The organism is Streptomyces sp. 3-6 (assembly GCF_056323165.1).
This window is the reverse complement of the sequence record NZ_JBWHZP010000010.1, coordinates 99,324-120,265: the sequence shown is the minus strand read 5'-3', so window position 1 is coordinate 120,265 and position 20,942 is coordinate 99,324. Positions and strand designations below refer to the sequence as shown.

Here is a 20,942-nt window from a genome sequence, read left to right as displayed (position 1 = left end):
ACGATCCTCGGTTCACGGCCGGGGAAGGTCAAGGGACGCGGCGGCGCGGGCGGGGCCCGGTTCGTGGCCCGGGGCCGGTTCGACGACCGCCTTGACCTCCTCGCCCCGGTCGTCCTGCGGGATGCCGAAGGCGGCGGCGTCGGCGACGGCGGGGAAGGGCGTGAAGCCGAAGACGGCGTGCTCGGTTCCGAGGGTGCGGCTCAGCTCCGTCTGCAGGGGCGCAGGATGCCGCAGCCGGCCGCACCACGGAAGGGTCTTTCTGGCGCTGCGTCAGTTCCGCGTCCGGGGGACGCCGGGCACCGGACTTCCCGCCCGGCGCGCACGCCCCATTGACACATCCCGCACCTGACAGGAAAGTTTCACCCCGCGAGACGATCCCGAAAGATTCTTTCAGGCCGGGTGCGGCCCCGAACACGGGAGGTACGTCATGGCGGACGCGGCGGCACACGGGATGACCCGTCGTCAACTGGGCGCACGGGCAGCGGCACTGGGGGGCGCGCTGGTGTTCGCCACCCTCCCCGCCGACCCCGCCGCGGCCGGCCCCGGGCAGGGCGGCCGCCACCCGACCCTGCGGTACGGATCGCCGCGGCGCGCCGGTCTGCTGTCCGGGCCCCTGCGCCGGCTGGTCACCGACGCCGAGGCGTTCCTCGGCCCCTCCCCCACTCATCCCTGGTACGCGGGCGCCGTGCTGCTCGCCGGGCGCGGCGGCACCATCGCGCTGCACGAGCCCATCGGCATGGCGGTGCGCTACCGGGCGTACGACGAGAAGACCGACACCGGCGTCGAGTTCCCCCCGGACCGGCAGATCCCCATGGCCAGGGACACCGTCTTCGACCTGGCGTCGGTGTCCAAGCTGTTCACCTCGATCCTCGCCGTGCAGCAGATCGAGCGGGGCGCCGTGGAGCTGGAGGGGAAGGTCGCCTCCTACCTGCCCGGCTTCGGCCGGGCGGGCAAGGAGGACGTGACGGTCCGCCAGCTGCTCACCCACACCTCCGGATTCCGCGCGTGGATCCCGCTCTACACGGCCCCCACCCGCGAGGAGAAGATCCGGCTGGTGTACGACGAGGAGCCGGTCGGCGCGCCGGGCACCGCGTACCTGTACTCCGACCTGAACCTGATCTCGCTCCAGCTGCTCCTGGAGCGGGTCACCGGACGCACCCTGGACGTGCTGCTGCGGGACGACATCACCGGCCCGCTGGGCATGCGCCGCACCCGCTACAACCCGCCGGCCGCCTGGCGCCCGCGGATCGCCGCCACGGAGGACGCGCGCCGGCCCTGGTCGGGTCTGGACCGGGGACTGGTGTGGGGCGAGGTGCACGACGAGAACGCCCACAGCCTGGGCGGGGTGGCGGGTCACGCCGGGGTGTTCTCCACCGCGCGGGACCTGGCGGTGCTCGGGCGGACCCTGCTCAACGGCGGCGTGTACGGCGGGGCGCGCGTCCTGCGCCCGGAGTCGGTGGAGCTGATGTTCACCGACTTCAACACCGGCTTCCCCGGCGACGAGCACGGGCTGGGCTTCGAGCTGTACCAGCACTGGTACATGGGCGCGATGGCCACCCCGAGCACGGCCGGCCACACCGGCTTCACCGGGACGTCCCTTGTCCTGGACCCCACCACCGACTCGTTCCTCGTCGTCCTGGGCAACTCCGTCCACCCGGTGCGCAGCTGGCGCTCCGGCTCGGCTCCCCGGGTGGCCACGGCCAACTGGCTGGCCCGGGCGGTGCCGGTGCGGCCGGCCCGGGGACGGACGGCCTGGTTCTCCGGCATGGAGAGCTCGGCCACGGCCACCCTGACGCTGCCCGCGCTGGACACCTCGGCCGGCGGTGCCCGCCTGCGCTGCGCCCTGTGGTGGGACACCGAACCGGGCTCCGACACGCTCGTGCTGGAGGCGTCCACCGACGGCGGCACGGCCTGGTCGCCGGTGCCGTTCGACACCCGGCGGCCGGGAGCGGAGTCCCGTCCGCACCCCTCGGGTGCGGCCACCGGCTGGTCGGGCCGCGTCTGGCACACGCTCGGCGCGGCCCTGCCCGCCGCGCGGAACCTCACCCTGCGCTGGCGCTACGCGACCGACCGGCTGTACGTCGGGCGGGGCGCCTACGTGGACGCCCTGCGCGTGGAGACGTCCCGCGGCGTCCTCTTCGACGAGGAACGGCCCGCGGACGCGGCCCGCGTCACCGCCCTGGGGTGGGAGCGGTCGGCCGACTGAGCGGGGCCGGGCGAGCCGTCTCGCGCGCCCGGCCCGCCCCGCTGTCACCCGTCCCCGGCCTCCAGCACCGCCATGGCCGCGTTGTGGCCCGGAACGCCGCTGACCCCGCCGCCGCGCACCGCGCCCGCGCCGCACAGCAGGACGTTGGCGTGCCGGGTCTCCACGCCCCAGCGGCCGGTGCCCTCCTGGGCGTGGGGCCAGGACAGCTCGCGGTGGAAGATGTTGCCGCCGGGCAGCCCGAGGTCGTGCTCCAGGTCCAGCGGGGTGCGGGCCTCCAGGCAGGGGCGCCCGTCCGCGTCGCGGGCCAGGCAGTCGGCGAGCGGTTCCGCCAGGTGCGCGTCGAGCTGGGCGAGGGTGGCGGCCAGGAGCTGCTCGCGGGTCGCGTCGTTGTCCTGCTCGAACAGCCGGGCCGGGGTGTGCAGTCCGAAGAGGGTGAGCGTGTGGAAGCCCCGCGCGGCCAGGTCCGGGCCGAGGATGCCGGGGTCGGTGAGGGAGTGGCAGTAGATCTCGGAGGGCGGTGCCTCCGGCAGCTCTCCGGCGGCGGCCTGGGCGTGCGCGGCGGCCAGTTGGCCGTACCCCTCGGCGATGTGGAAGGTCCCGGCGAACGCCTCGCGGGGGTCGACGGAGGTGTCGCGCAGCCGGGGCAGCCGTTCGAGCAGCATGTTCACCTTGAGCTGGGCGCCTTCCGCCGGGTGCGGCGGGGTGTCGCCGGTGAGGGCGGCGAGCGCCTGCGGTGAGGCGTTGACCAGCACGTGGCGGGCGGCGGCGACGCCCTCGCCGTCGGCGGTGCGGTAGGCGACCTCGGCGCGGCGGCCGTCGGTGTCCACGCGGATCGCCTCGTGGCCGGTGGCGAGGACGGCGCCGGCGGCGCGGGCCGCGTCGGCGAGCGCGTCGGTGAGGGCCCCCATGCCCCCGACGGGCACGTCCCAGGCGCCCGTGCCGCCGCCGATGACGTGGTAGAGGAAGCAGCGGTTCTGGGCCAGCGACGGGTCGTGGGCGTCGGCGAAGGTACCGATCAGCGCGTCGGTGAGGACGACGCCGCGCACCAGGTCGTCGGAGAAGTGGTCCTCGACGGCGACCCCGATCGGCTCCTCGAACAGGGTCCGCCAGGCTGTCTCGTCGTCGACGGCGCGGCGCAGTGCCTCGCGGGTCGGCAGCGGTTCGGTGAGGGTGGGGAAGACCCGTTCGGCGACGCGGCCGGTCAGGGCGTAGAAGCGGCGCCACGCCTCGTACTCGCGGTCGGAGCCGGTGAGCCGGGCGAAGGCCGCCCGGGTGCGCTCCTCGCCGCCGCCGACCAGCAGACCGGTGGGCCGCCCGTCCCGCACGGTGGGCGTGTACGACGAGATGGAGCGGGTGCGCAGCCGGAAGTCGAGGCCCAGGTCGCTCACGATCTTCCCGGGCAGCAGGCTCACGAGGTACGAGTACCGGGACAGCCGGGCGTCGACCCCGGCGAACGGGCGGGTGGAGACCGCCGCCCCGCCGGTGTGGTCCAGGCGCTCCAGGACGAGCACGGAGCGTCCGGCGCGGGCCAGGTAGGCGGCGGCGACCAGGCCGTTGTGGCCGCCGCCGACGATGACGACGTCGTAGGTTCCGGTTCCCTCGGGTGCGGTCATGGTTCTTGGTAGCACGCGGTGATCCGCAGCGGCCAGACGGCACCCCCGGCCCGCCGGGCCTCAGGCGCCCCCGGCGACCCCCTGCTGCCGCAGGGCCGCCACGGTGCGGTACACCTCGGCCGCCTCGCCGGTCCGGTCCAGCCGCTGCAGGCACTGCGCCTCGTCGTTGCGGGCGGCGAGGGTGTCGGGGTGGCCCGCGCCGAGCACCCGCTCGCGGGCGTCCGCCACCCTCCGGTAGCCGGTCAGCGCGTCGGACCAGCGGCCCAGCCAGCCCAGGGCCACGGCGATCTCCCGGCGGCTGACGAGCGTGTCGGCGTGGTCGGCGCCCAGGGCGCGCTCGCGCAGCGCGCACACGGCGCGCGCCTCGGCGAGGGCCTCCTCCCAGCGTCCGAGCCGGCCGAGGGCGACGCCCAGGCCGTGCCGGGTCCGCAGCGTCTCGGGATGGTCCGCGCCCTGCACCCGGGCCCGGTCCGCCACCAGCACGCGGTAGACCTCCAGCGCCTCGGCGGTGCGGCCGAGGCGGCCCAGGCCGACGGCGGTCTCGTAGCGGGCGGCCAGGGTGTCCGGGTGGTCCGCGCCGAGTGCCGCGGCACGGGCCCGCGCGACCTCCCGGTGCAGTTCCAGCGCCTGGTCCCAGCGGCCCAGCTGGCCCAGGGTGTACGCCACTTCGAAGCGGGTCGCGAGGGTGTCGGGGTGCTCGGCGCCCAGCACCCGCGCGCGGGCCGCCGCGACGTCGCGGGCCATGGTGCAGGAGTCCTCCAGACGGCCGAGCCGGCCGAGGTTGAAGGCCAGGTCGTGGCGGCAGCGCAGGGTGTCCGGATGGTCGGGGCCCTGGGTGCGCTCCCGGGCGGCGAGCACCGCCAGGTACGTCTGGTGGGCCTCGAAGGGGCGGCCCATGCGGCCGAGCACGTGGGCCTTCTCCTGCCGGGCGGCGAGGGTGTCGGCGTGGTCGGCGCCGAGCACGCGCCGGCGGGCGTCGGTCACCTGCCGGAACTCGCGCAGCGCGTCGGCGGCGCGGCCGGTGCGGCTGAGGCTGAGCGCGACCTCGTGGCGGCTGGAGAGGGTGTCGGGGTGGTCGGGGCCGAGGAGGTGCTCGCGTTCGGCGGCGACCGCGCGGTGCACCTCGCCCGCCTCCGTCCAGCGGCCCAGGCGCCCCAGGCTCAGGCCCGCGTTGTGCCGGCCGGCCAGGGTGGTCAGGGCCTGCTCCGGCGGGGCGGGCCGGGTGTCCGCCGGGGGTTCCTCGTCGCGTCGCCCGGCGGGTCGGGCGATCCACTCCCCCGACAGTGCCGCGGCCGCCGGGTCCTCGGCCGGCGCGGCCGGTGCCGCCCCGGCCGCCTTGCGCCCGGAGGTCATGCCGCGGGTCCAGGAGGGCAGCCGGGCGGCGCGGCCGGTGGCCGCGGGCGGGGCGTGGGGGCCGGGCGGCCGGACCGTGACGGCGGCCGGTGCCCGGTCGCGCGGGGCGGGCGGCCGGTCCCCTCCGGTGCCCAGCGCGGCCAGCCGGTGGGTCAGTTCGCGGGCGCTGTCCGGGCGCCCGCCGGGCTCCTTGGCCAGCAGGTCGAGGATGAGGCGTTCGAGGTGCTCGGGCAGTTCGGCACGGTGCTCGCGGGGCGGCGGGGGCGGGGTGTCGCGGTGACCGACGAGGATCGCCCACGCGTCGTCCAGGTCGAACGGCGGGACGCCGGTGGCGATCTCGTAGAGCACGCAGCCGAAGGAGTACAGGTCGCTGCGCCGGTCGACCTCCGAGCCGCCGATCTGCTCCGGGGACATGTAGTGCGGGGTGCCCATGGCGATGCCGGTGCCGGTCAGCCGTGAGGTGTAGCCGATGTCGTGGCCGAGGCGGGCGATGCCGAAGTCGCAGATCTTCACGGTGCCGTCGTGCAGGCGCACGATGTTGGCGGGCTTCAGGTCACGGTGCACGATGCCCTGGTCGTGGGTGTAGGCGAGGGCCGAGGCGACCTGGTCGGCGATGTCCACCACCTCGTCGACCGGCAGCGGGTGCTGCTTGTTGTCCTCCAGCAGCCGGCTGAGGTCGCGGCCCTGGAGCAGCTCCATCACGAGGTACGGCACGCCGTCGTCCTCGCCGAAGTCGTGCACCACCGTGATGCCCCGGTGCTGGAGCGCCGCGGCCACCCGGGCCTCGCGCCGGAACCGCTCCCGCAGGACCCGGCCGGACGCCTGGTCGTGCTGGGGGCCGATCGGTTTGAGGCACTTCACCGCCACCTGCCGGCCCAGTGACTCGTCCCGCGCCCGCCACACCTCACCCATGCCGCCGCGCCCGATCCGGTCGAGCAGCCGGTACCGGCCGTGGATCAGTCTGGTGTCCCCCATCTCCGCTGCCCCGCCCCCGTCGCTGTCCGCCGCGCCCTCCCCTGGCCCGACCAGTATGGCGACATCTCGTCCGACTTTGTACGGTGCCCGGCCGGTCCGTCCGCCGGCGCCTCCGCAGGACCGGCGTCCGCCCCGCCCGGAGGCGCGGCCGGGTCGGGATCCTCCCGGGCGCCCCGCCCTCGCGCGGGTCGCTCCGGTTCCCGGCCGCCGGCCTCGTGCCACACCTGGGCGAAGACGTCGGGCAGGTCGGGTATCCGCTGGAGGACCAGGAACCGGTCGCCCGGCCCGCCGATGCGCCGGACCAGCCCGGCCAGCTCCTCCGCGGACACACGGACGTGCCGTTCCCGGAGCACCACCGACCAACGCCGTGCCTCCCGCCCGGGACACGGCCTAGTCTTCGTGGTCGTCCTCGAGCCTGCGGCGACGTTCCTGTTCACGCTTGGAGTAGGCGGCTGCTCGGATCGCCTCGTCGCTCTCCAAGCCTGATCCCAGTGCACCGCCCACGGTGGCGACCGAAGCGACGAACCAGGCGAGCGTCAGGTACTCCGTGAGGTGCAACGAGCTTCGCGTCATGAAGGCGAATACCTGGTCGTTGAGGATGAAAAGCGCCCATATGAGGTTGATGACCAGCAGCCCCGCATAGCAGACGAGCACCCCGATACCCACGGTCACGACCGTCGAGGCGTTGTACAGAGCCGCCCGCTTCCTCGCCTCCGGCGAGATCTCCGCCGTTCGATGCCACAGATGCGCGTCCACGATCAGCCAGCCGATCATGAGCGCGAGGATCCGACCATGGCGATCACGAGACGGGTGGTGCTCAGGGACGCGGCAAGGCTCCAGACGGTGGCGTTCACGGTGGCAATCGCTCCCGTGGCGAGTGCGGCCGCCAGGGCCTTCGACAGGGCCGGCACCAGCCGCCACGGCCGGTTGGCCCGGACCATGCCGCCGAGCACCCTGAGGTAGCCGCGGGGCCCGCCGGTGGTGTACCGGAGATCGGCGGGTTCGTCCTCATCGACCGGGCCCGGACGGACCGGCGCGAGAGGATCGTCGAAGGGGCGCGGCGGAGCGTCCCGCCGACCCGTCAGGCTGAGGACGGCCTCCTCCACTGCCCTCTGGGCCCTCGTCTGCAGCCGCCGGCCCCCCAGCGAGGGCAGGGAAAGCAGCGCAAGGCGGTATTCGTGATTCAGATCCACCACAAGCTTGCGTCCGTGCGAGTGCAGCGGAAGGTCGGTGAGGGCCACGACGACGTCCCAGTCCTCCGCGTTCGCGCGTTCCCTGATCCGGCGCATCACGGTGGGCGGGTCCTCGCTCCCCGCGGTGACGGGCTCACTGACCACCCTGACGTCGAACCGTCGCCCCTTGTCCGACTTTCTGGAGAGCCGGTCGGGAAGTCTCCGGGCCATACGCTCAGCGATCTCCGTCGGCGTGTCCGGATCTGCCAGGAGAGCCACGACCGTGACGCCCTGCGACGGCTTCGGCATGGCTGAACCCTTCTCATCGGCTGCCCCACGAAACCGTAAGTGCCCACAGGATGCCCCTGGATCGCCGTCGTCGCCACGTGACACGTCGGATCCCTGCCGCCGGGTCGCCTCCTGGTCCTGACAGGGCAATGCGGGGTGGGTCGGTTGGGCCCGGCATGCGCAAGTGTTCCCGTGCCCCATCGGTCAAGCTGGGGCTGAAGGACAGGGGGCTGGGAGCCGCCCGGCGCCCGCAGTCGGAGGTTGCCATCATGACCGTGATGTCCATCGCCAGGTTCGAGCGGTTCTTCCGTACGGCCGCAGGGCTGAACGTCGACAAGAACGACCTCAAGCGGTACAGCGACTTCGTCGACGCCAAGCTCTACGATCTGCTGACCGTCGCCCAGGCCACAGCCAAGGCCAATGACCGCGACATCATCCGGACGTGCGACCTGCCGATCACGAAGGGCCTGCAGGAGAGCATCCATCGCTTCCGGGCGATCGACGAGGAAGTGGAACTCAAGCCGATCCTTGAACAGCTCGCCACCCACCCCCCTCTCGACCGCGCACCCGACCAGGACACCGAGGCGGCCTATCCGGACATCATCGGCGGACTCAGCCTCTCCCTCGCCCAGAGCTTCAAGATCCTCCACCCCGACCTGAAGAACCCCCAGACCCAGCACTGGGACGAGGCCCGAGCCGTCTTCGACCTGCTTCTGTAGGACGCCCGGATTGTGGGGGCGCGTCGGCGAGGGGAACATCGAACGCATGGACAAAGACGCGTCCGTCGGGTCGGGGGAGCTGTTGCTGGAGGAACTCGTCAGTGCCGCCCAGCTGGCATCACCCGCGGAACTGCCCGTCGTCCTGAACCGGTACGCAGAGGCCATGGGCCTGGGGAGAGCAGCGATCTACCTGGTCGACATCCAGCAAAGACTGCTCGTGCCGTTCGTCGAGGACGGGCCGGATCTGGACCTCGACACGTCGCTGGCAGGGTGGTCCTACCGCACCAACTCACTGCGAATGGCGGAAACCCCCTCCGGTGAGCTGAACGTCTGGCTGCCCCTGGCCGACGGAGCGGAACGCCTGGGCGTGCTGGAACTGACCATGGGCACCCTGGACGGGCTCAGACTACGGCGCTGCCGGACGGCGGCGTCGCTCCTCGCGCTGATCATCACATCCAAGCGCACCTACAGCGACACCATCGCCCAGCGCATGCGTACCAGGCCGATGCACCTGCACACGGAAATGGTGAGTGCCTTCCTCCCTCCCCGCTCCATCGGCACCGGGCGGGTCGTCTCGACGGCGGCTCTGGAGCCTGCGTACGAACTGGGTGGCGATGCGTTCGACCACGTATTCACCGAGGACCTTCTGCACACCACGATCCTCGACGGCATGGGGCACGATCTGGCGTCCGGACTGGCCACCGCTGTCGCCATGGCAGGCTGCCGCAATGCCCGGCGCAGCGGGGCAGGCCTCAACGAACTCGTGGGCACCGTGGACGATGCGCTGGCGACGTGGCTTCCGGAGCAGTTCTGCACGGGTGTCCTCGCTCAACTGCACATGCCCACAGGTGTGCTGAGATGGTGCAACTGCGGTCATCCCGCTCCGCTGCTCATCCGTCGCCACCGTCTGCTCCCCGAGACATTCGACCGGCCTCCTGAGCCTCCGTTGGGCCTGCCGGCACGTCTCGCCGAGACCGCCCGTCAGGTGCACGAGGTCGGCCTCGAACCCGGTGACCGCGTACTGCTCTACTCGGACGGCGTGGTCGAGTCCCGCAACGAGGCGGGCGAGGAGTTCGGCCTGGAGCGCTTCACCGACTACATCATCCGGTCGACCGCAGCGGGGCAGAACGCCCCGGAGGTGCTGCGCCTGCTCATCCATGCCGTCCTGGACCACCGGCACGACTCACTCAGCGACGACGCCACGATCCTGATGTTCGAGTGGCAGCCCCCTGATCCGTGACCGGAGGAGCCGGATGGCGCCGGGGCGCCGGCCCCCCTCTTCGCCGGGTCACGGCAGGAGCACGGCGAACGAGTTCGGCACCCGTGATTTGAGGTGCTCCCATTCGCCGGCGCTCACATGAAGCGCCAGAGTCTTCAGGACGGTGCGCACCAGCTTCTCGGCGCCGCCCTCGACGGCATAGGGGAATTCACTGCGGACCCGTGCCAGGAACTCCTCATTGCTCATCCTCACAGGCGTTTCGGCCGGTTTCCAACCGTCGTAGTAGACGCCCCTGACGATGGTCGGCAGCTGGGCGCCGAACTGCACGGCCGTCTCGACCGGGAGACGATCCCGGAGCGGGTGCAGCACTGCCCGCAGCGCCGCGTAGGACTGCTTACGCCGTTCCTTGGGCCATCCGAAGGCCTCCTCGACCTCCCTGAGGAGCCGATTGGCCTTGTCCACCATGGTGTCGAACGAGGAGAAACCTGTTTCAACCATTTGTGCGGCCTTTCGTTCCGGGGTGCCTCGGGCTCAGTCCGCGAGGTCGGCCTTGCCGAACAGGACCGCGTAGCTCGAGGGGAGCTGGCTGATGATCTGATTCAGTTCTCCGCCGGTGACGGCGTCGGCAACGGTGGTCAGGACCGCGCTGGCGTCCCACTGCGCCGTACGCGGCCGGGCGTTGGTGCGCTCGGCGACCCGGCGGTGGAATTCTTCGATCCCGAAGCTCTGTGCCCGTTGTGGCGTGGCGTCCTGCAGGAATTGTCCCAGCGGGCCGGGCAGCTGGGATGCCAGGTCCCTGACCTCTCCGGGGCTGATCCGCTGGGCCAGCACTTCGAGCACGGCCTTGGTGACGTCCGCGGCTTCGTCCTGATCCTTGTACTCGCCTCGCTCGCGTACCCGGGCGAGGAATGCGTCGTACTTCATTGCTGCCTCCTTCTGTACGGGTCACTGCTGGTCATGGGGGTCGTCCGGCGCGCTGCCGGACCGGCCGCGTCCGTCCGCCGGCGCATAGCTGCTCTTGCCCACTCCCTTGATCCTGGCCTCCCGCTCGGACTCGCGCAGGGCACGGCGGAATCGTCCCGGGCCCCAGGAGCGGCCGCTCACGGCGTGTTCGAGTTGGTCGCGGCTCGTCGCACCGGATTCCTGGAGTGCCTGGGTGATCTGTTCGACCTCGTCGTCGAGGCGTTGTTCGGCCATGGCGGACGTACGGCTTGCCGTTCCCGCGGTGCCGGCCATCCCCGGTGAATACATCCTGCTGCCCGATCCGGTGCCCGGACGGTAGCGGCGGGCTCCCGTGCGCTCCCGCTCCCGGCGGCGGGCGGTGCGGTCGGCGATCCGCTGTTCCCGTTCGTCGGCGGCCCGCCGATCGCGCTCGGGGCGGCTGCGGTCCCGGGCGTCCTGCGGCGCGGGCTCGTCGCGCCAGGCGGCGTCGGCTTCCTCAGCGGTGAGCGGCCGGGCGATGTTCTCCAGAGACTGTTGCTCGGCCCGGACACCGAAGAAGACCTCGGCCAGCCCGCCCAGCGCCATGGCTGCCGCGCCGGTATCCGACGCCCCAGGACGCGGAGCGTTACGCACGGGCATTCGACCGCGAGGACCTGGCGGACATGGGCCGACGGACACCGCTGGGCCTGCTCCCCCTCCGGCTGCTGCGCACCTGGCGCCTGCGGCGCCGCAAGGAGTCCGGCGGCGGATCTCCACCGCGTGAGGGCTCGTGATGCGGGACGTCCTTCATGACTCATCCCCGATGTCGCGGTTCGGCGGCCCGGCCGCGGTTCCGGACGGGTGTCCGGAACCGCGGCGTTCGCGTCAGCCGTTGCTCCCGGTGCTGTCATTCGTCTCGGTGATCTCGACGTGCCGGGGCTTTGCGACCTCGGCCTTGGGGACGGTGATGGTGAGCACCCCGTCCGACATCCGCGCATTGATCTTTTCCGTGTTGACCTCCCGGGGCAGCCGCAGCCGGTACTCGAAGGCCCCGGTGCGGCGGGTGCTCCGGCGCAGGACGCCCTTGCGTTCCTTCTCCTTGATCTCTCCGGTGACCACCAGCTCCTGTCCGCTCGCCTCGACGTCGATGTCCTTGCTCTTGACGCCGGGGAGTTCGATCTCGACGTGGAAGGCGTCGTCGGACTCCGTGACATCCGCCAGGGGTGTCCACGCGACTGCGGTCGCCGCACCTCCTACCGTGGATTCGATCAGCCCGCTCATCTCGCTGAGCAGCTGGTCGAACTCCGTCAGCGGATTGCGTGCCCAGCCGAGCGGCCTGGCCTGCGTTGCGGCACCTCGGTGGTGCCGGACGGGCGTGGCCATTCCCATCGCCTCCTTCTCCTTCTGGTGATCTCGTCGTCCCCTTGGTGTCAAGCGAGCCAAGCGGACTCCTTCGGACGGGTCTGCGGGGCGGTGTCGGTGTCGCCGGGCTCGACCGTGTGGCCCAGGTAGCGGTGCACGAAGTGGATGCTCATCGCGCCGTCGCCGACGGCGGAGGCCACGCGTTTCACCGAGCCGCTGCGGACGTCGCCGGCGGCGAAGACGCCGGGCAGGGTGGTCTCCAGCGTCAGGCAGTCGCGGCCCTGGCTCTGCCACAGCTCGGGGACCGAGCAGGCCTGAGCGTCCGCGCCGGTGAGCACGAAGCCGCGCGCGTCCAGGGCGAGCGCGCCGGACAGCCACTCGGTGTGCGGGTCGGCGCCGGTGAAGACGAACAGAGCCCGCACCGCGAGGCGGCGGTGCGTGCCCGCACGGTGGTCGACCACGGTGACCGCCTCCAGGACCTTGTCGCCGTGCGCCTCGGTGATCTCGGTCTGCAGGAGCACCCGGACCCGCGGGTGGCGCTCGATCTGATCGATCAGGTAGCGGGACATGTGCTCGTCGAGGCTCGGCCCACGGACGAGCAGGTACACCTGGGGCGCGTACCCGGCCAGGAAGAGCACGGCCTGGCCCGCGGAGTTGCCGCCGCCCACCACCGCCACCGGGTCGGTGCGACACTGCTGGGCCTCATAGACGGTCGCCGAGTAGTGCACGCTCGCGCACTCCAGCGGTTCGATGCCGGGCACGTGGAGGCGACGGTAGCGGGCGCCGGTGGCCAGGACGAGGGTTCGGGCGGTGATCTCGCTGCCGTCGGTGAAGCCGACGGCGTAGTGGCCGTCCCGCCGTTCGAGCCGGGCGGCCTCCGCCGGAATGCTGATCCGGGCGCCGAACTTCTCCGCTTGGAGCACGGCGCGCTCGGTGAGCTCGGCGCCGGAGATGCCGGACGGGAAGCCGAGCAGATTCTCGATGCGGGAGGACGTCCCCGCCTGGCCGCCGGTGGCCAGTGCCTCGACCACGGTCGTTCCGAGGCCTTCCGAGGCGGCGTTCACCGCGGCGGCCAGACCGGCCGGACCGGAGCCGACGATGAGGAGATCGCGGTGGCCGTTGCCCGACGGCAAGGGCGGGAGGCCGATCAACCGGGCCAGTTCGGCGTTGCTCGGATTGCGCAGCAGCGTCGTGTCCCGCCAGATCACCAGCGGCGTCTGTTCCGGACCGACCCCGAAGCGGCGCAGCAGCGCCTCCGCCTCCTGGTCCGTCTCCAGATCGATCCAGCGGTGCGGCAGCCGGTTGCGGGCGGCGAACTCGCGCATCCGCCGGGTGTCGGGCGAGTAGCGTGAGCCGATGATGCGGAAACCGGCGCCCTGCCCGACGAGCAGGGCTCGGCGGCCCAGGCAGGCGCGCAGCACCACATCGCCCAGATCGGAGTCCCGGGTCACCAGGTCACGCAGTTGGTCCATGGACAGGGCCAGGATCTCGCCGGGGTCCCTGACCACGGCGGTGTAGAAGGCCACCTGTCCGTTCAGGAGGCCGAGTTCGCCGATGAAGCGGCCGGGGCCGTGGACCCGCAGCAGCCGTTCGCCGGGTGTGCCGTAGTCCTCGAGGATGGCGAGCGCCCCGCTGAGGACGACGTAGAACGTCTCGCATCGTTCCCCTTCTCGGATCAACACCTCGCCGGCGTCCACCGCACGCCGCCGGCCGCGCTGTGCCAGGCGGGCCAACTGGCCGTCCGAAAGACGCGGGTAGGCACCGTAGATGTCAGGAGTCTCGAAGGGGACGCTTCCCTCCGGCTCGCCCGGCACGGGCGCTGCGCCCGGCCGCGTCTCGTCGCCGGGCATCACACGAACGCCTCGTGGACGAAGCACCACCGCCAGTTCTCGCCGGGCTCCAGCGACGCCGCGATCGGATGGCCGTCGGCGGCGGCGTGACGGCGGGCGTGCCGGTTCGGCGAGGAGTCGCAGCAGCCGACGTGGCCACAGGTCAGGCAGAACCTGAGGTGGAGCCAGGGGGAACGCGTGGCCAGGCATTCCTCGCATCCCGCGGTGCGCGGGGTCACGGGGCGTACGAGGGCGAGGTGGGGGTCGGTCCGTACGGTCATGGCCGGTCATCCTTTCCCGGCCGGTCCGCGGCCGGCGATCGACTGCTCCACCCATCGCCGCAGGGCAGGGGCAGGTGCGGCCCCCGCCTGCCGGGCGATGGTCTGTCCCTTGTCGAGGATCAGCAGCGTCGGTACCGCCTGGACCTCGAAGCGCTGCGCCAGGCGCGGGTTCCTGTCGATGTCGACCTTGACCAGTTTGATCCTTCCCGCGAGATCGGCGGCGACCTTCTCCAGCGCCGGGCTCACCATGCGGCAGGGGCCGCACCAGGTGGCCCACAGGTCGACCACGACGGGAACGGTGGCCTGCTCGACGACCTCGGCGAAGTCGTCGTCACCCGCCTCGGCCGTCCACGGCAGAGGCTGCTTGCAGTTGGCGCATTTGGGGCGGCCCTCGGCGGCCACGGGCACCCGGTTGGTGCGCCCGCAGTGCGGGCAGGTGACGTGGGTGGCTTGCACGGTACTCATGCCGCCCGCGCTCCCTTCTCGTCCTCGGGCGCGTCGTAGGTGACCACCAGCTCTCCGTGCGCGGCGTCGACGCGGACCTTCGCGCCGTCCTGTACGTCGCCGCGCAGCAGGGCGCGCCCGACCAGCGTCTCGACCTCGTGGGAGATGTAGCGCCGCAGCGGCCGCGCCCCGTACACCGGGTCGTAGCCCTGGTGGGCGATCAGCTCCCGTGCCTCGTCGGTGAGTTCGACGGCGATGCGGCGTTCGGCGAGGCGCTGCCTCAGCTCGTCGAACTGCAGCTCCACGATCCGCTCGATCTGCCGCTCACCGAGCGGCTTGAACAGCACGATGTCGTCGACGCGGTTGAGGAACTCCGGGCGGAAGTGCCCGCGCAGTTCGCCCATCACCAGGGCGCGGGCGTCCGGCTTGACCTCACCGTCGGCGGTGGCGCCGTCGAGGAGGTACTGGGAGCCGATGTTGGACGTCATGATGATCACGGTGTTGCGGAAGTCGACCGTACGGCCCTGGGCGTCGGTGATGCGGCCGTCATCGAGGACCTGCAGCAGGGTGTTGAAGACTTCGGTGTGGGCCTTCTCGATCTCGTCGAACAGCACCACCGAGTACGGCTTGCGGCGTACGGCCTCGGTGAGCTGACCGCCCTCCTCGTAGCCGACGTATCCGGGCGGCGCGCCCATGAGCCGGCTGACGGTGTGCCGCTCCTGGTACTCGCTCATGTCGAGCCGGACCATGTTGTCCTCGGAGTCGAACAGGGCCCGGGCGAGGGTCTTGGCCAGCTCGGTCTTCCCCACGCCGGTGGGGCCGAGGAAGATGAACGAGCCGATCGGGCGGCGCGGGTCGCGGATGCCGGAGCGGGCGCGGATGATGGCGTCGGCGACGAGTTGGACGGCCTCGTCCTGGCCGATGACGCGCTCGCGCAGGATTTCGTCGAGGCGCAGCAGCTTCTCGCGTTCGCCCTCCTTCAGGCGGCTGACGGGGATGCCGGTCCAGGCAGCGACGATGTCGGCGATCTCCTCCTCGGTGACGACCTCGCGGAGCAGCCGTTTCTGCCCCTGCTTCGCGGCGAGTTGCTCCTCCTCGGCCGCCAGCCGGCGTTCCAGGTCCTGGAGGCGGCCGTAGCGGAGTTCGGCGGCGCGGTTGAGGTCGTAGGCGCGTTCTGCCTCCTCCGCCTCGTGGCGGACCTGTTCCAGTTCCTGGCGCAGCCCCTGCACGCGGCGGATCGCCTGCCGTTCCGCCTCCCACTGGGCGTGCTTGGCGTCGGCCTCGCCGCGCAGGTCGGCCAGTTCCCTGCGCAGCTCCTCCAGGCGGGCCTTGCTGGCGGGATCGGTCTCCTTGGACAGGGCCGCCTCCTCGATCTCCAGTCGCGTGACGCGGCGGGTGATCTCGTCGAGTTCGGCGGGCATGGAGTCGATCTCGGTACGCAGCCGGGCGCAGGCCTCGTCGACGAGGTCGATGGCCTTGTCGGGCAGGAACCGGTCGGTGATGTAGCGGTGGCTGAGGGTGGCCGCGGACACCAGCGCGGTGTCCTGGATCTTCACGCCGTGGAAGATCTCCAGGCGTTCGCGCAGTCCGCGCAGGATGGAGATGGTGTCCTCCACGCTCGGCTCTTCGACCAGGACCTGCTGGAAGCGGCGTTCGAGGGCGGCGTCCTTCTCGATGTGCTTGCGGTACTCGTCGAGGGTGGTGGCGCCGATCATGTGGAGTTCGCCGCGGGCGAGCATCGGCTTGAGCATGTTGCCCGCGTCCATGGCTCCTTCGGCGGCGCCGGCGCCCACGACGGTGTGGAGTTCGTCGACGAAGAGCAGGATGTGGCCCTGGGCGGCCTTCACCTCGGACAGCACGGCCTTGAGGCGTTCCTCGAACTCGCCCCGGTACTTCGCCCCGGCCACCAGGGAGCCCATGTCGAGTGCGAACACGGTCTTGTCGCGCAGTCCTTCGGGCACGTCGCCGCGGACGATGCGCTGGGCGAGGCCCTCGACGATGGCGGTCTTGCCGACGCCGGGGTCGCCGATGAGGACGGGGTTGTTCTTGGACTTGCGGCTGAGGATCTGGGTGACGCGACGGATTTCGGCGTCGCGGCCGATGACCGGGTCCAGCTTGCCGTCCCTGGCCTCGGCCACCAGGTCGCGGCCGTACTTCTCCAGGGCCTCGTACGCCACTTCGGGGTTGGCCGAGGTGACGCGCTGGTTACCGCGGATCTGGGTGAGCGCGCTCAGGAACGAGTCCCGGGTGATGCCGTGCTCCTTGAGCAGCCGTCCGGCGGCGGTGGACGAGCCCTCCTCGGCCAGGGCCAGCAGGAGGTGTTCCACGGACACGTACTCGTCCTTGAGGCGTTTGGCCTCCCGCTCGGCCGCGTCCAGCAGCCGGGACAGGCGCTGGGTGACGAACACCTGGCCCGGCGCCGCGCCCGGGCCGGTCACCTTGGGCCGGCGGGAAAGTTCCTCCCGTACGGCCGCGCGGAGTTCCTGGGGCTCCCTGCCCGCCTGCTGCAGCAGCCGCGGGATGAGACCGTCCTCCTGGTCGAGGAGCGCGAGCAGCAGATGCTCACCGTCCACCTCGGTCTGTCCCATGCGGACGGCGGCGGTCTGGGCCTCCTGCAGGGCTTCCTGTGACTTCTGGGTGAGACGGTTCATGTCCATGGCGGTATGTCACTCCTCGTACCGGCGCGGCGCAGTGCGGCTTCGAGCAGGGTGATGCGGTCCAGCAGATCGAGCACCAGACCGATGGATGCGTAGTTGAGACACAGACCGGAGCGCAGTCGCTGGACGCGGGCGAGCACCGCCGGGGCGCTGGAGTCGAACACCAGGCGCCCCGCAGCGTCGCGCTCGGCGTCGACCAGGCCCAGGGCGACGAAGCGGCGGACCAGGTCGGGATGGACTCCGGCGCGGCGGGCCACGGTGTCCAGGGAAAGCCTGGGCACGGGGACGAGCGCGTACCGCACGGCCGTGGAGCCGGCGCCCGTCCGTACGGGAGGCCCGCCCGCGTCGGCCCGGGCGGGCCCGCCACCGGTCACCCCCCATGAGGGTCGGTCGCTCATGACGTCCTCCTGGGATCGTACGAAGAGGTGGCGGCGAGCTCCTCGAACAGCTCGCGCTCACGGTCGCTGAGCTTGGGCGGCACCATCACGCGGAGTTCGGCGTAGAGGTTGCCGTCGGCACCGCGCGGGTTCGGCATGCCCTCGCCGCGCAGCCGCAGCCGCCGGCCACTGGACGAGCCCGCGGGCACCGTGACCTTGGCCGTGCCGCCGCCGGGGGTGGGCACCGGAACCGTGGCGCCCAGCGCGGCCTCCCAGGGGGTGACCGGAAGCTGCACGTACACGTCCCGGCCGTCCAGCCGGAACCGGGGGTGCGGCTGGATGCGGACCCGCAGATACAGGTCTCCCGCGGCGGCGTCACCACTGCCCCGTCCGCCCTCGCCCGCCAGCCGGATGCGCTGTCCGGCGGTGACGCCGGGCGGTACATCGACCTCGTACCGCCGCGGCTGCCCGGTGGGACCGGCGAGCGTGACGGTGCGGCGGCCGCCCCGGTACGCCTCCTCGACGGTGAGCGGCAGCTCGGCCTCCTGGTCCGCCCCCGGTACACCGCCGCGGGCGGCGCCTGCTCCGAAGAGCGAGCCGAGCAGGTCGTCGATGTCGACGCCCTCCGCTGCGAAGTCGTCGCCGAAGCCGGTGTACCGGACACGAGGGCCGCCCGCACCCGCGGTCCGCCGGGCGCGGAAGCCGCCGCCGGGTCCGGCGCCGGCGCCGACCCGCTCCTCCCAGTCCTCGGGGACCTTCCGGAAGTCCTCGCCGAAGCGGTCGTAGCGGGCCCGGGTCCTGGGGTCCGACAGGACGCTGTACGCCTCGTTGAGGTCCTTGAAGCGCTCCTCCGCCCCCGGGTCCTTGTTGACGTCGGGGTGGTACTTGCGGGCGAGTTTGCGATATGCCTGCTGGATCTCGTCCTGGCTCGCGGTCCGTGACACGCCCAGCACCCGGTAGAAGTCCTGTGCCATGGCCGGTCACTCCCGCTTCGCGACCGTCACGGCGGCGGGGCGGAGCTGGCGTTCGCCGTCCCCGTAGCCCGGGCGCAGCACCTCGACGACCGTGCCCGGTGGGGCGTCGGGGTCGTTGACGACGCCGACCACCTCGTGCCAGGCCGGGTCGAAGGCGACGCCGGTCTCGGCGTGCCGCGGGTAGCCGAGCAGTTCAAGGACGTTCACCGCCTGGTCGCGGACCGCCCGGACGCCCTCGACGATGGCGTCGGGGTCGGATCCGGCATGTGCCAGGGCGAGTTCGAGGTTGTCCAGGACGGGCAGGAAGGCGGCGGCTGTGCGGGACCGCTCGACCGTCCGCTCCCGCTCCAGTTCCCTGGCGTGGCGCTTGCGGAGGTTGTCGAGGTCGGCGAGCGCACGCCGCCAGCGGTCTTCGAGTTCCCTCAGCTCGGCCGTGTGCTGCTCCTCCTCGGAGGGTGCGGAGCCACCGCGGGACGCGTCGGGGCCGGGTCCCTCGTCCGTGTCGGACCCCGGCCCGTCCGGCGGGCCCGAGGGCGGAAGCTCCCCTCCCGGCGAGCGTACGGCGCTCTCCGGAGCCTGGCCGGCCGGGTCCGGCACGGCCGGGTCGGACTCCCTGGGGTGGATCGGCATGACGGTTCCTCAGTCCTTGTCGAACTCGGCATCGATGACGTCGTCGTCCCCGCCGCCGCTCGGGGCGCCGCCGGTGGTGTCCTGGTCGGGACCGCCCGTGGTGGCGCCGCCGTGATGGGCCGCCAGTCCTGAAAGAACCTGCTGGAGTTCGGAGGTCAGGGGCCGCACTCGTTCCACGCCTGCCTCCTCCTTGACTGCCGCCCGGGCATCCGACACCAGCATCTCGGCGCGTGCCTTCTCGTGCGCAGGTGCGGCGTCGCCCAGCTCGGCGAGGCGCTTTTCGACCTGGTACGCCACGGCGTCGAGCTCGTTGCGGGCATCGACGGCCTCGCGCAGAGCCCGGTCCTGGCCCTGGTTGCGCTCGGCCTCCTGGACCATGCGCTCGACCTCACTGCGGTCCAGGTTGGAGCTCTCGGTGATGGTGATGCCCTGTTCCTTGCCGGTGTCCCGGTCCCGGGCCCTGACGTTGAGGATGCCGTTCGCGTCGATGTCGAAGGTGACCTCGATCTGTGGCTCGCCGCGCGGCGCCGGGCGGATGTCGGTGAGCTGGAAGCGGCCGAGCACCCGGTTGTCGGCGGCCAGTTCGCGCTCGCCCTGGAGGACGACGATGTCGACGGCGGGCTGGTTGTCGTCGGCGGTGGAGAAGGTCTCGGTGCGACGCACCGGAATGGTGGTGTTCCGCTCGATGATCTTCGTCATCACGCCGCCGCGCGTCTCCACACCCAGCGACAGGGGCGTGACATCGAGCAGCAGGACGTCCTTGACCTCGCCCTTGAGCACCCCGGCCTGGATCGCAGCGCCCAGGGCCACGACCTCGTCCGGGTTGACGCTCATGTTGGGTTCCTTGCCGCCGGTCAGCCGGCGCACCAGCGCCTGGACGGCGGGGACGCGGGTGGAACCGCCGACGAGGATGACCTCGTCGATGTCGCTCTCGCCCACCTTGGCGTCGGACATGGCCTGCTGCACCGGTCCCAGGCATCGCTCCACCAGGTCACCGGTGATCTGCTCGAAGGTGGACCGCATGACGGAGTCGGTGAGGTGTTTCGGGCCGGAGGCGTCGGCGGTGATGAACGGCAGGCTGACCTGCGTCTGCGTCACCGAACTGAGCTCGGTCTTGGCCTTCTCGGCCGCCTCGAACAAGCGTTGCAGCGCCTGCGGGTCCTTGCGCAGGTCGATGCCGTTCTCCTTCTGGAAGCCGTCCGCGAGGTGATCCACGAGCCGCCGGTCGAAGTCGTCGCCGCCCAGATGGCTGTCACCGGCCGTGGAGCGCACCTCCACGACGCCGTCGCCGACGTCGAGAATGCTCACGTCGAAGGTTCCGCCGCCCAGGTCGAAGACGAGGACGGTCTCGTGCTCCTTCTTGTCCATGCCGTACGCGAGGGCAGCCGCGGTCGGCTCGTTGATGATGCGCAGTACCTCCAGTCCCGCGATCCGTCCGGCGTCCTTGGTGGCGGTGCGCTGAGCGTCGTTGAAGTAGGCGGGTACGGTGATGACCGCCTCCGTGACCCGCTCCCCCAGCTGCTTGGAAGCATCGTCGGCGAGCTTGCGCAGCACCTGGGCGCTGATCTCCTCCGGCGCGTAGAGCTTGTCGCGCACCTTGAAGCGGGCTGCCCCGCCGTCGCCCTCGACGACGTCGTAGGCCACCGCCCTGGCCTCGTCGGAGATCTCGTCGAAATGCCGGCCGATGAACCGTTTGGCCGAGTAGATGGTGCCCTTGGGGTTGAGGATCGCCTGGCGCCGGGCCAGCTGGCCCACCAGCCGCTCCCCGGTGTCGGTGAAGGCCACCACCGACGGTGTCGTGCGGTTGCCTTCGGTGTTGGGCACGACGGATGACTCGCCGCCCTCCCACACGGCGATCACCGAGTTCGTGGTGCCCAGGTCGATGCCCACTGCCTTGGCCATGAGGAACTCCTCCCGGTGCG

17 protein-coding genes and 2 pseudogenes are annotated in these 20,942 nt (G+C 71.9%); 3 read left to right on the top strand and 16 right to left on the bottom strand.

Going from position 1 to position 20,942, the window contains the following annotated elements; genetic code table 11:
- The first annotated feature begins 427 nt into the window (after window positions 1-427).
- Window positions 428-2,206 (top strand): serine hydrolase domain-containing protein, encoded by a 1,779-nt coding sequence (locus tag AC02VZ_RS15435; RefSeq protein WP_476475615.1) that lies wholly within the window; start codon window positions 428-430, stop codon window positions 2,204-2,206.
- A 44-nt stretch (window positions 2,207-2,250) separates the two neighbouring features.
- Here AC02VZ_RS15435 and AC02VZ_RS15430 read toward each other — a convergent pair whose 3' ends face one another.
- The 4 genes and pseudogenes from AC02VZ_RS15430 to AC02VZ_RS15415 form a co-directional block, all read right to left on the bottom strand.
- Complete coding sequence (locus AC02VZ_RS15430) at window positions 2,251-3,819, bottom strand: phytoene desaturase family protein (RefSeq protein WP_476475614.1); 1,569 nt, start codon at window positions 3,817-3,819, stop codon at window positions 2,251-2,253.
- Between the two features lie 60 nt (window positions 3,820-3,879).
- On the bottom strand, window positions 3,880-6,147 hold the full coding sequence (locus AC02VZ_RS15425; RefSeq protein ID WP_432055635.1) for a serine/threonine-protein kinase: 2,268 nt from the start codon (window positions 6,145-6,147) through the stop codon (window positions 3,880-3,882).
- 203 nt (window positions 6,148-6,350) lie between these two features.
- Window positions 6,351-6,503, bottom strand: a pseudogene (locus tag AC02VZ_RS15420) (DUF6891 domain-containing protein); the annotation flags it as partial.
- 34 nt (window positions 6,504-6,537) lie between these two features.
- Window positions 6,538-7,628, bottom strand: a pseudogene (locus tag AC02VZ_RS15415) (hypothetical protein).
- A 248-nt stretch (window positions 7,629-7,876) separates the two neighbouring features.
- On the opposite strand from AC02VZ_RS15415, the gene AC02VZ_RS15410 reads away from it, so the two are divergent.
- Window positions 7,877-8,326, top strand: coding sequence for a DUF1931 family protein (locus AC02VZ_RS15410; protein ID WP_031101397.1), 450 nt, complete (start codon window positions 7,877-7,879; stop codon window positions 8,324-8,326).
- 46 nt (window positions 8,327-8,372) lie between these two features.
- Window positions 8,373-9,566 carry a PP2C family protein-serine/threonine phosphatase gene (locus tag AC02VZ_RS15405; RefSeq protein WP_432055636.1) on the top strand — a complete coding sequence of 398 codons (1,194 nt, stop codon included), beginning with the start codon at window positions 8,373-8,375 and terminating at the stop codon, window positions 9,564-9,566.
- A gap of 48 nt (window positions 9,567-9,614) precedes the next feature.
- Here the strand turns inward: AC02VZ_RS15405 and AC02VZ_RS15400 are convergent, their stop codons facing one another.
- The 12 genes from AC02VZ_RS15400 to dnaK form a co-directional block, all read right to left on the bottom strand.
- Entirely contained in the window at window positions 9,615-10,043 is a 429-nt protein-coding gene (locus tag AC02VZ_RS15400) for a DUF2267 domain-containing protein (protein WP_031101392.1), read from the bottom strand.
- 33 nt (window positions 10,044-10,076) lie between these two features.
- A complete protein-coding gene (locus tag AC02VZ_RS15395; protein WP_031101390.1) occupies window positions 10,077-10,469 on the bottom strand; it encodes a DUF2267 domain-containing protein in 393 nt (130 codons plus the stop codon).
- Between the two features lie 21 nt (window positions 10,470-10,490).
- Entirely contained in the window at window positions 10,491-11,072 is a 582-nt protein-coding gene (locus tag AC02VZ_RS15390) for a hypothetical protein (protein WP_476475613.1), read from the bottom strand.
- A 279-nt stretch (window positions 11,073-11,351) separates the two neighbouring features.
- Window positions 11,352-11,849: an Hsp20/alpha crystallin family protein gene (locus AC02VZ_RS15385; RefSeq protein ID WP_476475612.1), complete on the bottom strand. Its 498-nt coding sequence runs from the start codon at window positions 11,847-11,849 to the stop codon at window positions 11,352-11,354.
- A 47-nt stretch (window positions 11,850-11,896) separates the two neighbouring features.
- On the bottom strand, window positions 11,897-13,678 hold the full coding sequence (locus AC02VZ_RS15380) for an FAD-dependent oxidoreductase (protein WP_164338704.1): 1,782 nt from the start codon (window positions 13,676-13,678) through the stop codon (window positions 11,897-11,899).
- Entirely contained in the window at window positions 13,678-13,938 is a 261-nt protein-coding gene (locus AC02VZ_RS15375; protein ID WP_476475611.1) for a UBP-type zinc finger domain-containing protein, read from the bottom strand. The genes AC02VZ_RS15380 and AC02VZ_RS15375 overlap by 1 nt, the downstream gene beginning before the upstream one ends.
- 6 nt (window positions 13,939-13,944) lie before the next feature.
- The gene (trxA, locus tag AC02VZ_RS15370; RefSeq protein WP_192230058.1) at window positions 13,945-14,403 is read right to left on the bottom strand and encodes a thioredoxin; all 459 of its coding nucleotides are present in this window, start codon (window positions 14,401-14,403) and stop codon (window positions 13,945-13,947) included.
- Window positions 14,400-17,039 (bottom strand): ATP-dependent chaperone ClpB, encoded by a 2,640-nt coding sequence (gene clpB / locus AC02VZ_RS15365; protein WP_031101381.1) that lies wholly within the window; start codon window positions 17,037-17,039, stop codon window positions 14,400-14,402. Before clpB ends, trxA begins: the two co-directional genes overlap by 4 nt.
- Window positions 17,030-17,437, bottom strand: a complete 408-nt coding sequence (locus tag AC02VZ_RS15360; RefSeq protein WP_031101379.1) for a chaperone modulator CbpM — start codon at window positions 17,435-17,437, stop codon at window positions 17,030-17,032. Before AC02VZ_RS15360 ends, clpB begins: the two co-directional genes overlap by 10 nt.
- Window positions 17,434-18,390 carry a DnaJ C-terminal domain-containing protein gene (locus AC02VZ_RS15355; RefSeq protein WP_031101378.1) on the bottom strand — a complete coding sequence of 319 codons (957 nt, stop codon included), beginning with the start codon at window positions 18,388-18,390 and terminating at the stop codon, window positions 17,434-17,436. Before AC02VZ_RS15355 ends, AC02VZ_RS15360 begins: the two co-directional genes overlap by 4 nt.
- Window positions 18,391-18,396: 6 nt before the next feature.
- The gene (locus AC02VZ_RS15350) at window positions 18,397-19,020 is read right to left on the bottom strand and encodes a nucleotide exchange factor GrpE (RefSeq protein WP_031101377.1); all 624 of its coding nucleotides are present in this window, start codon (window positions 19,018-19,020) and stop codon (window positions 18,397-18,399) included.
- A 9-nt stretch (window positions 19,021-19,029) separates the two neighbouring features.
- The gene (gene dnaK / locus AC02VZ_RS15345) at window positions 19,030-20,922 is read right to left on the bottom strand and encodes a molecular chaperone DnaK (protein WP_031101376.1); all 1,893 of its coding nucleotides are present in this window, start codon (window positions 20,920-20,922) and stop codon (window positions 19,030-19,032) included.
- Window positions 20,923-20,942: the final 20 nt, after the last annotated feature.

Excerpts from the sequence above, each read along its gene's own strand:
- trxA (WP_192230058.1), bottom strand. The coding sequence starts at position 14,403 with ATGAGTACCGTGCAAGCCACCCACGTCACCTGCCCGCACTGCGGGCGC.
- clpB (WP_031101381.1), bottom strand. The coding sequence starts at position 17,039 with ATGGACATGAACCGTCTCACCCAGAAGTCACAGGAAGCCCTGCAGGAG.
- AC02VZ_RS15400 (WP_031101392.1), bottom strand. The coding sequence starts at position 10,043 with ATGGTTGAAACAGGTTTCTCCTCGTTCGACACCATGGTGGACAAGGCC.
- AC02VZ_RS15425 (WP_432055635.1), bottom strand. The coding sequence starts at position 6,147 with ATGGGGGACACCAGACTGATCCACGGCCGGTACCGGCTGCTCGACCGG.
- AC02VZ_RS15375 (WP_476475611.1), bottom strand. The coding sequence starts at position 13,938 with ATGACCGTACGGACCGACCCCCACCTCGCCCTCGTACGCCCCGTGACC.
- AC02VZ_RS15350 (WP_031101377.1), bottom strand. The coding sequence starts at position 19,020 with ATGCCGATCCACCCCAGGGAGTCCGACCCGGCCGTGCCGGACCCGGCC.
- AC02VZ_RS15360 (WP_031101379.1), bottom strand. The coding sequence starts at position 17,437 with ATGAGCGACCGACCCTCATGGGGGGTGACCGGTGGCGGGCCCGCCCGG.
- AC02VZ_RS15395 (WP_031101390.1), bottom strand. The coding sequence starts at position 10,469 with ATGAAGTACGACGCATTCCTCGCCCGGGTACGCGAGCGAGGCGAGTAC.
- AC02VZ_RS15405 (WP_432055636.1), top strand. The coding sequence starts at position 8,373 with ATGGACAAAGACGCGTCCGTCGGGTCGGGGGAGCTGTTGCTGGAGGAA.
- AC02VZ_RS15435 (WP_476475615.1), top strand. The coding sequence starts at position 428 with ATGGCGGACGCGGCGGCACACGGGATGACCCGTCGTCAACTGGGCGCA.
- AC02VZ_RS15410 (WP_031101397.1), top strand. The coding sequence starts at position 7,877 with ATGACCGTGATGTCCATCGCCAGGTTCGAGCGGTTCTTCCGTACGGCC.
- AC02VZ_RS15430 (WP_476475614.1), bottom strand. The coding sequence starts at position 3,819 with ATGACCGCACCCGAGGGAACCGGAACCTACGACGTCGTCATCGTCGGC.
- dnaK (WP_031101376.1), bottom strand. The coding sequence starts at position 20,922 with ATGGCCAAGGCAGTGGGCATCGACCTGGGCACCACGAACTCGGTGATC.
- AC02VZ_RS15355 (WP_031101378.1), bottom strand. The coding sequence starts at position 18,390 with ATGGCACAGGACTTCTACCGGGTGCTGGGCGTGTCACGGACCGCGAGC.
- AC02VZ_RS15385 (WP_476475612.1), bottom strand. The coding sequence starts at position 11,849 with ATGGCCACGCCCGTCCGGCACCACCGAGGTGCCGCAACGCAGGCCAGG.
- AC02VZ_RS15390 (WP_476475613.1), bottom strand. The coding sequence starts at position 11,072 with ATGGCGCTGGGCGGGCTGGCCGAGGTCTTCTTCGGTGTCCGGGCCGAG.
- AC02VZ_RS15380 (WP_164338704.1), bottom strand. The coding sequence starts at position 13,678 with ATGCCCGGCGACGAGACGCGGCCGGGCGCAGCGCCCGTGCCGGGCGAG.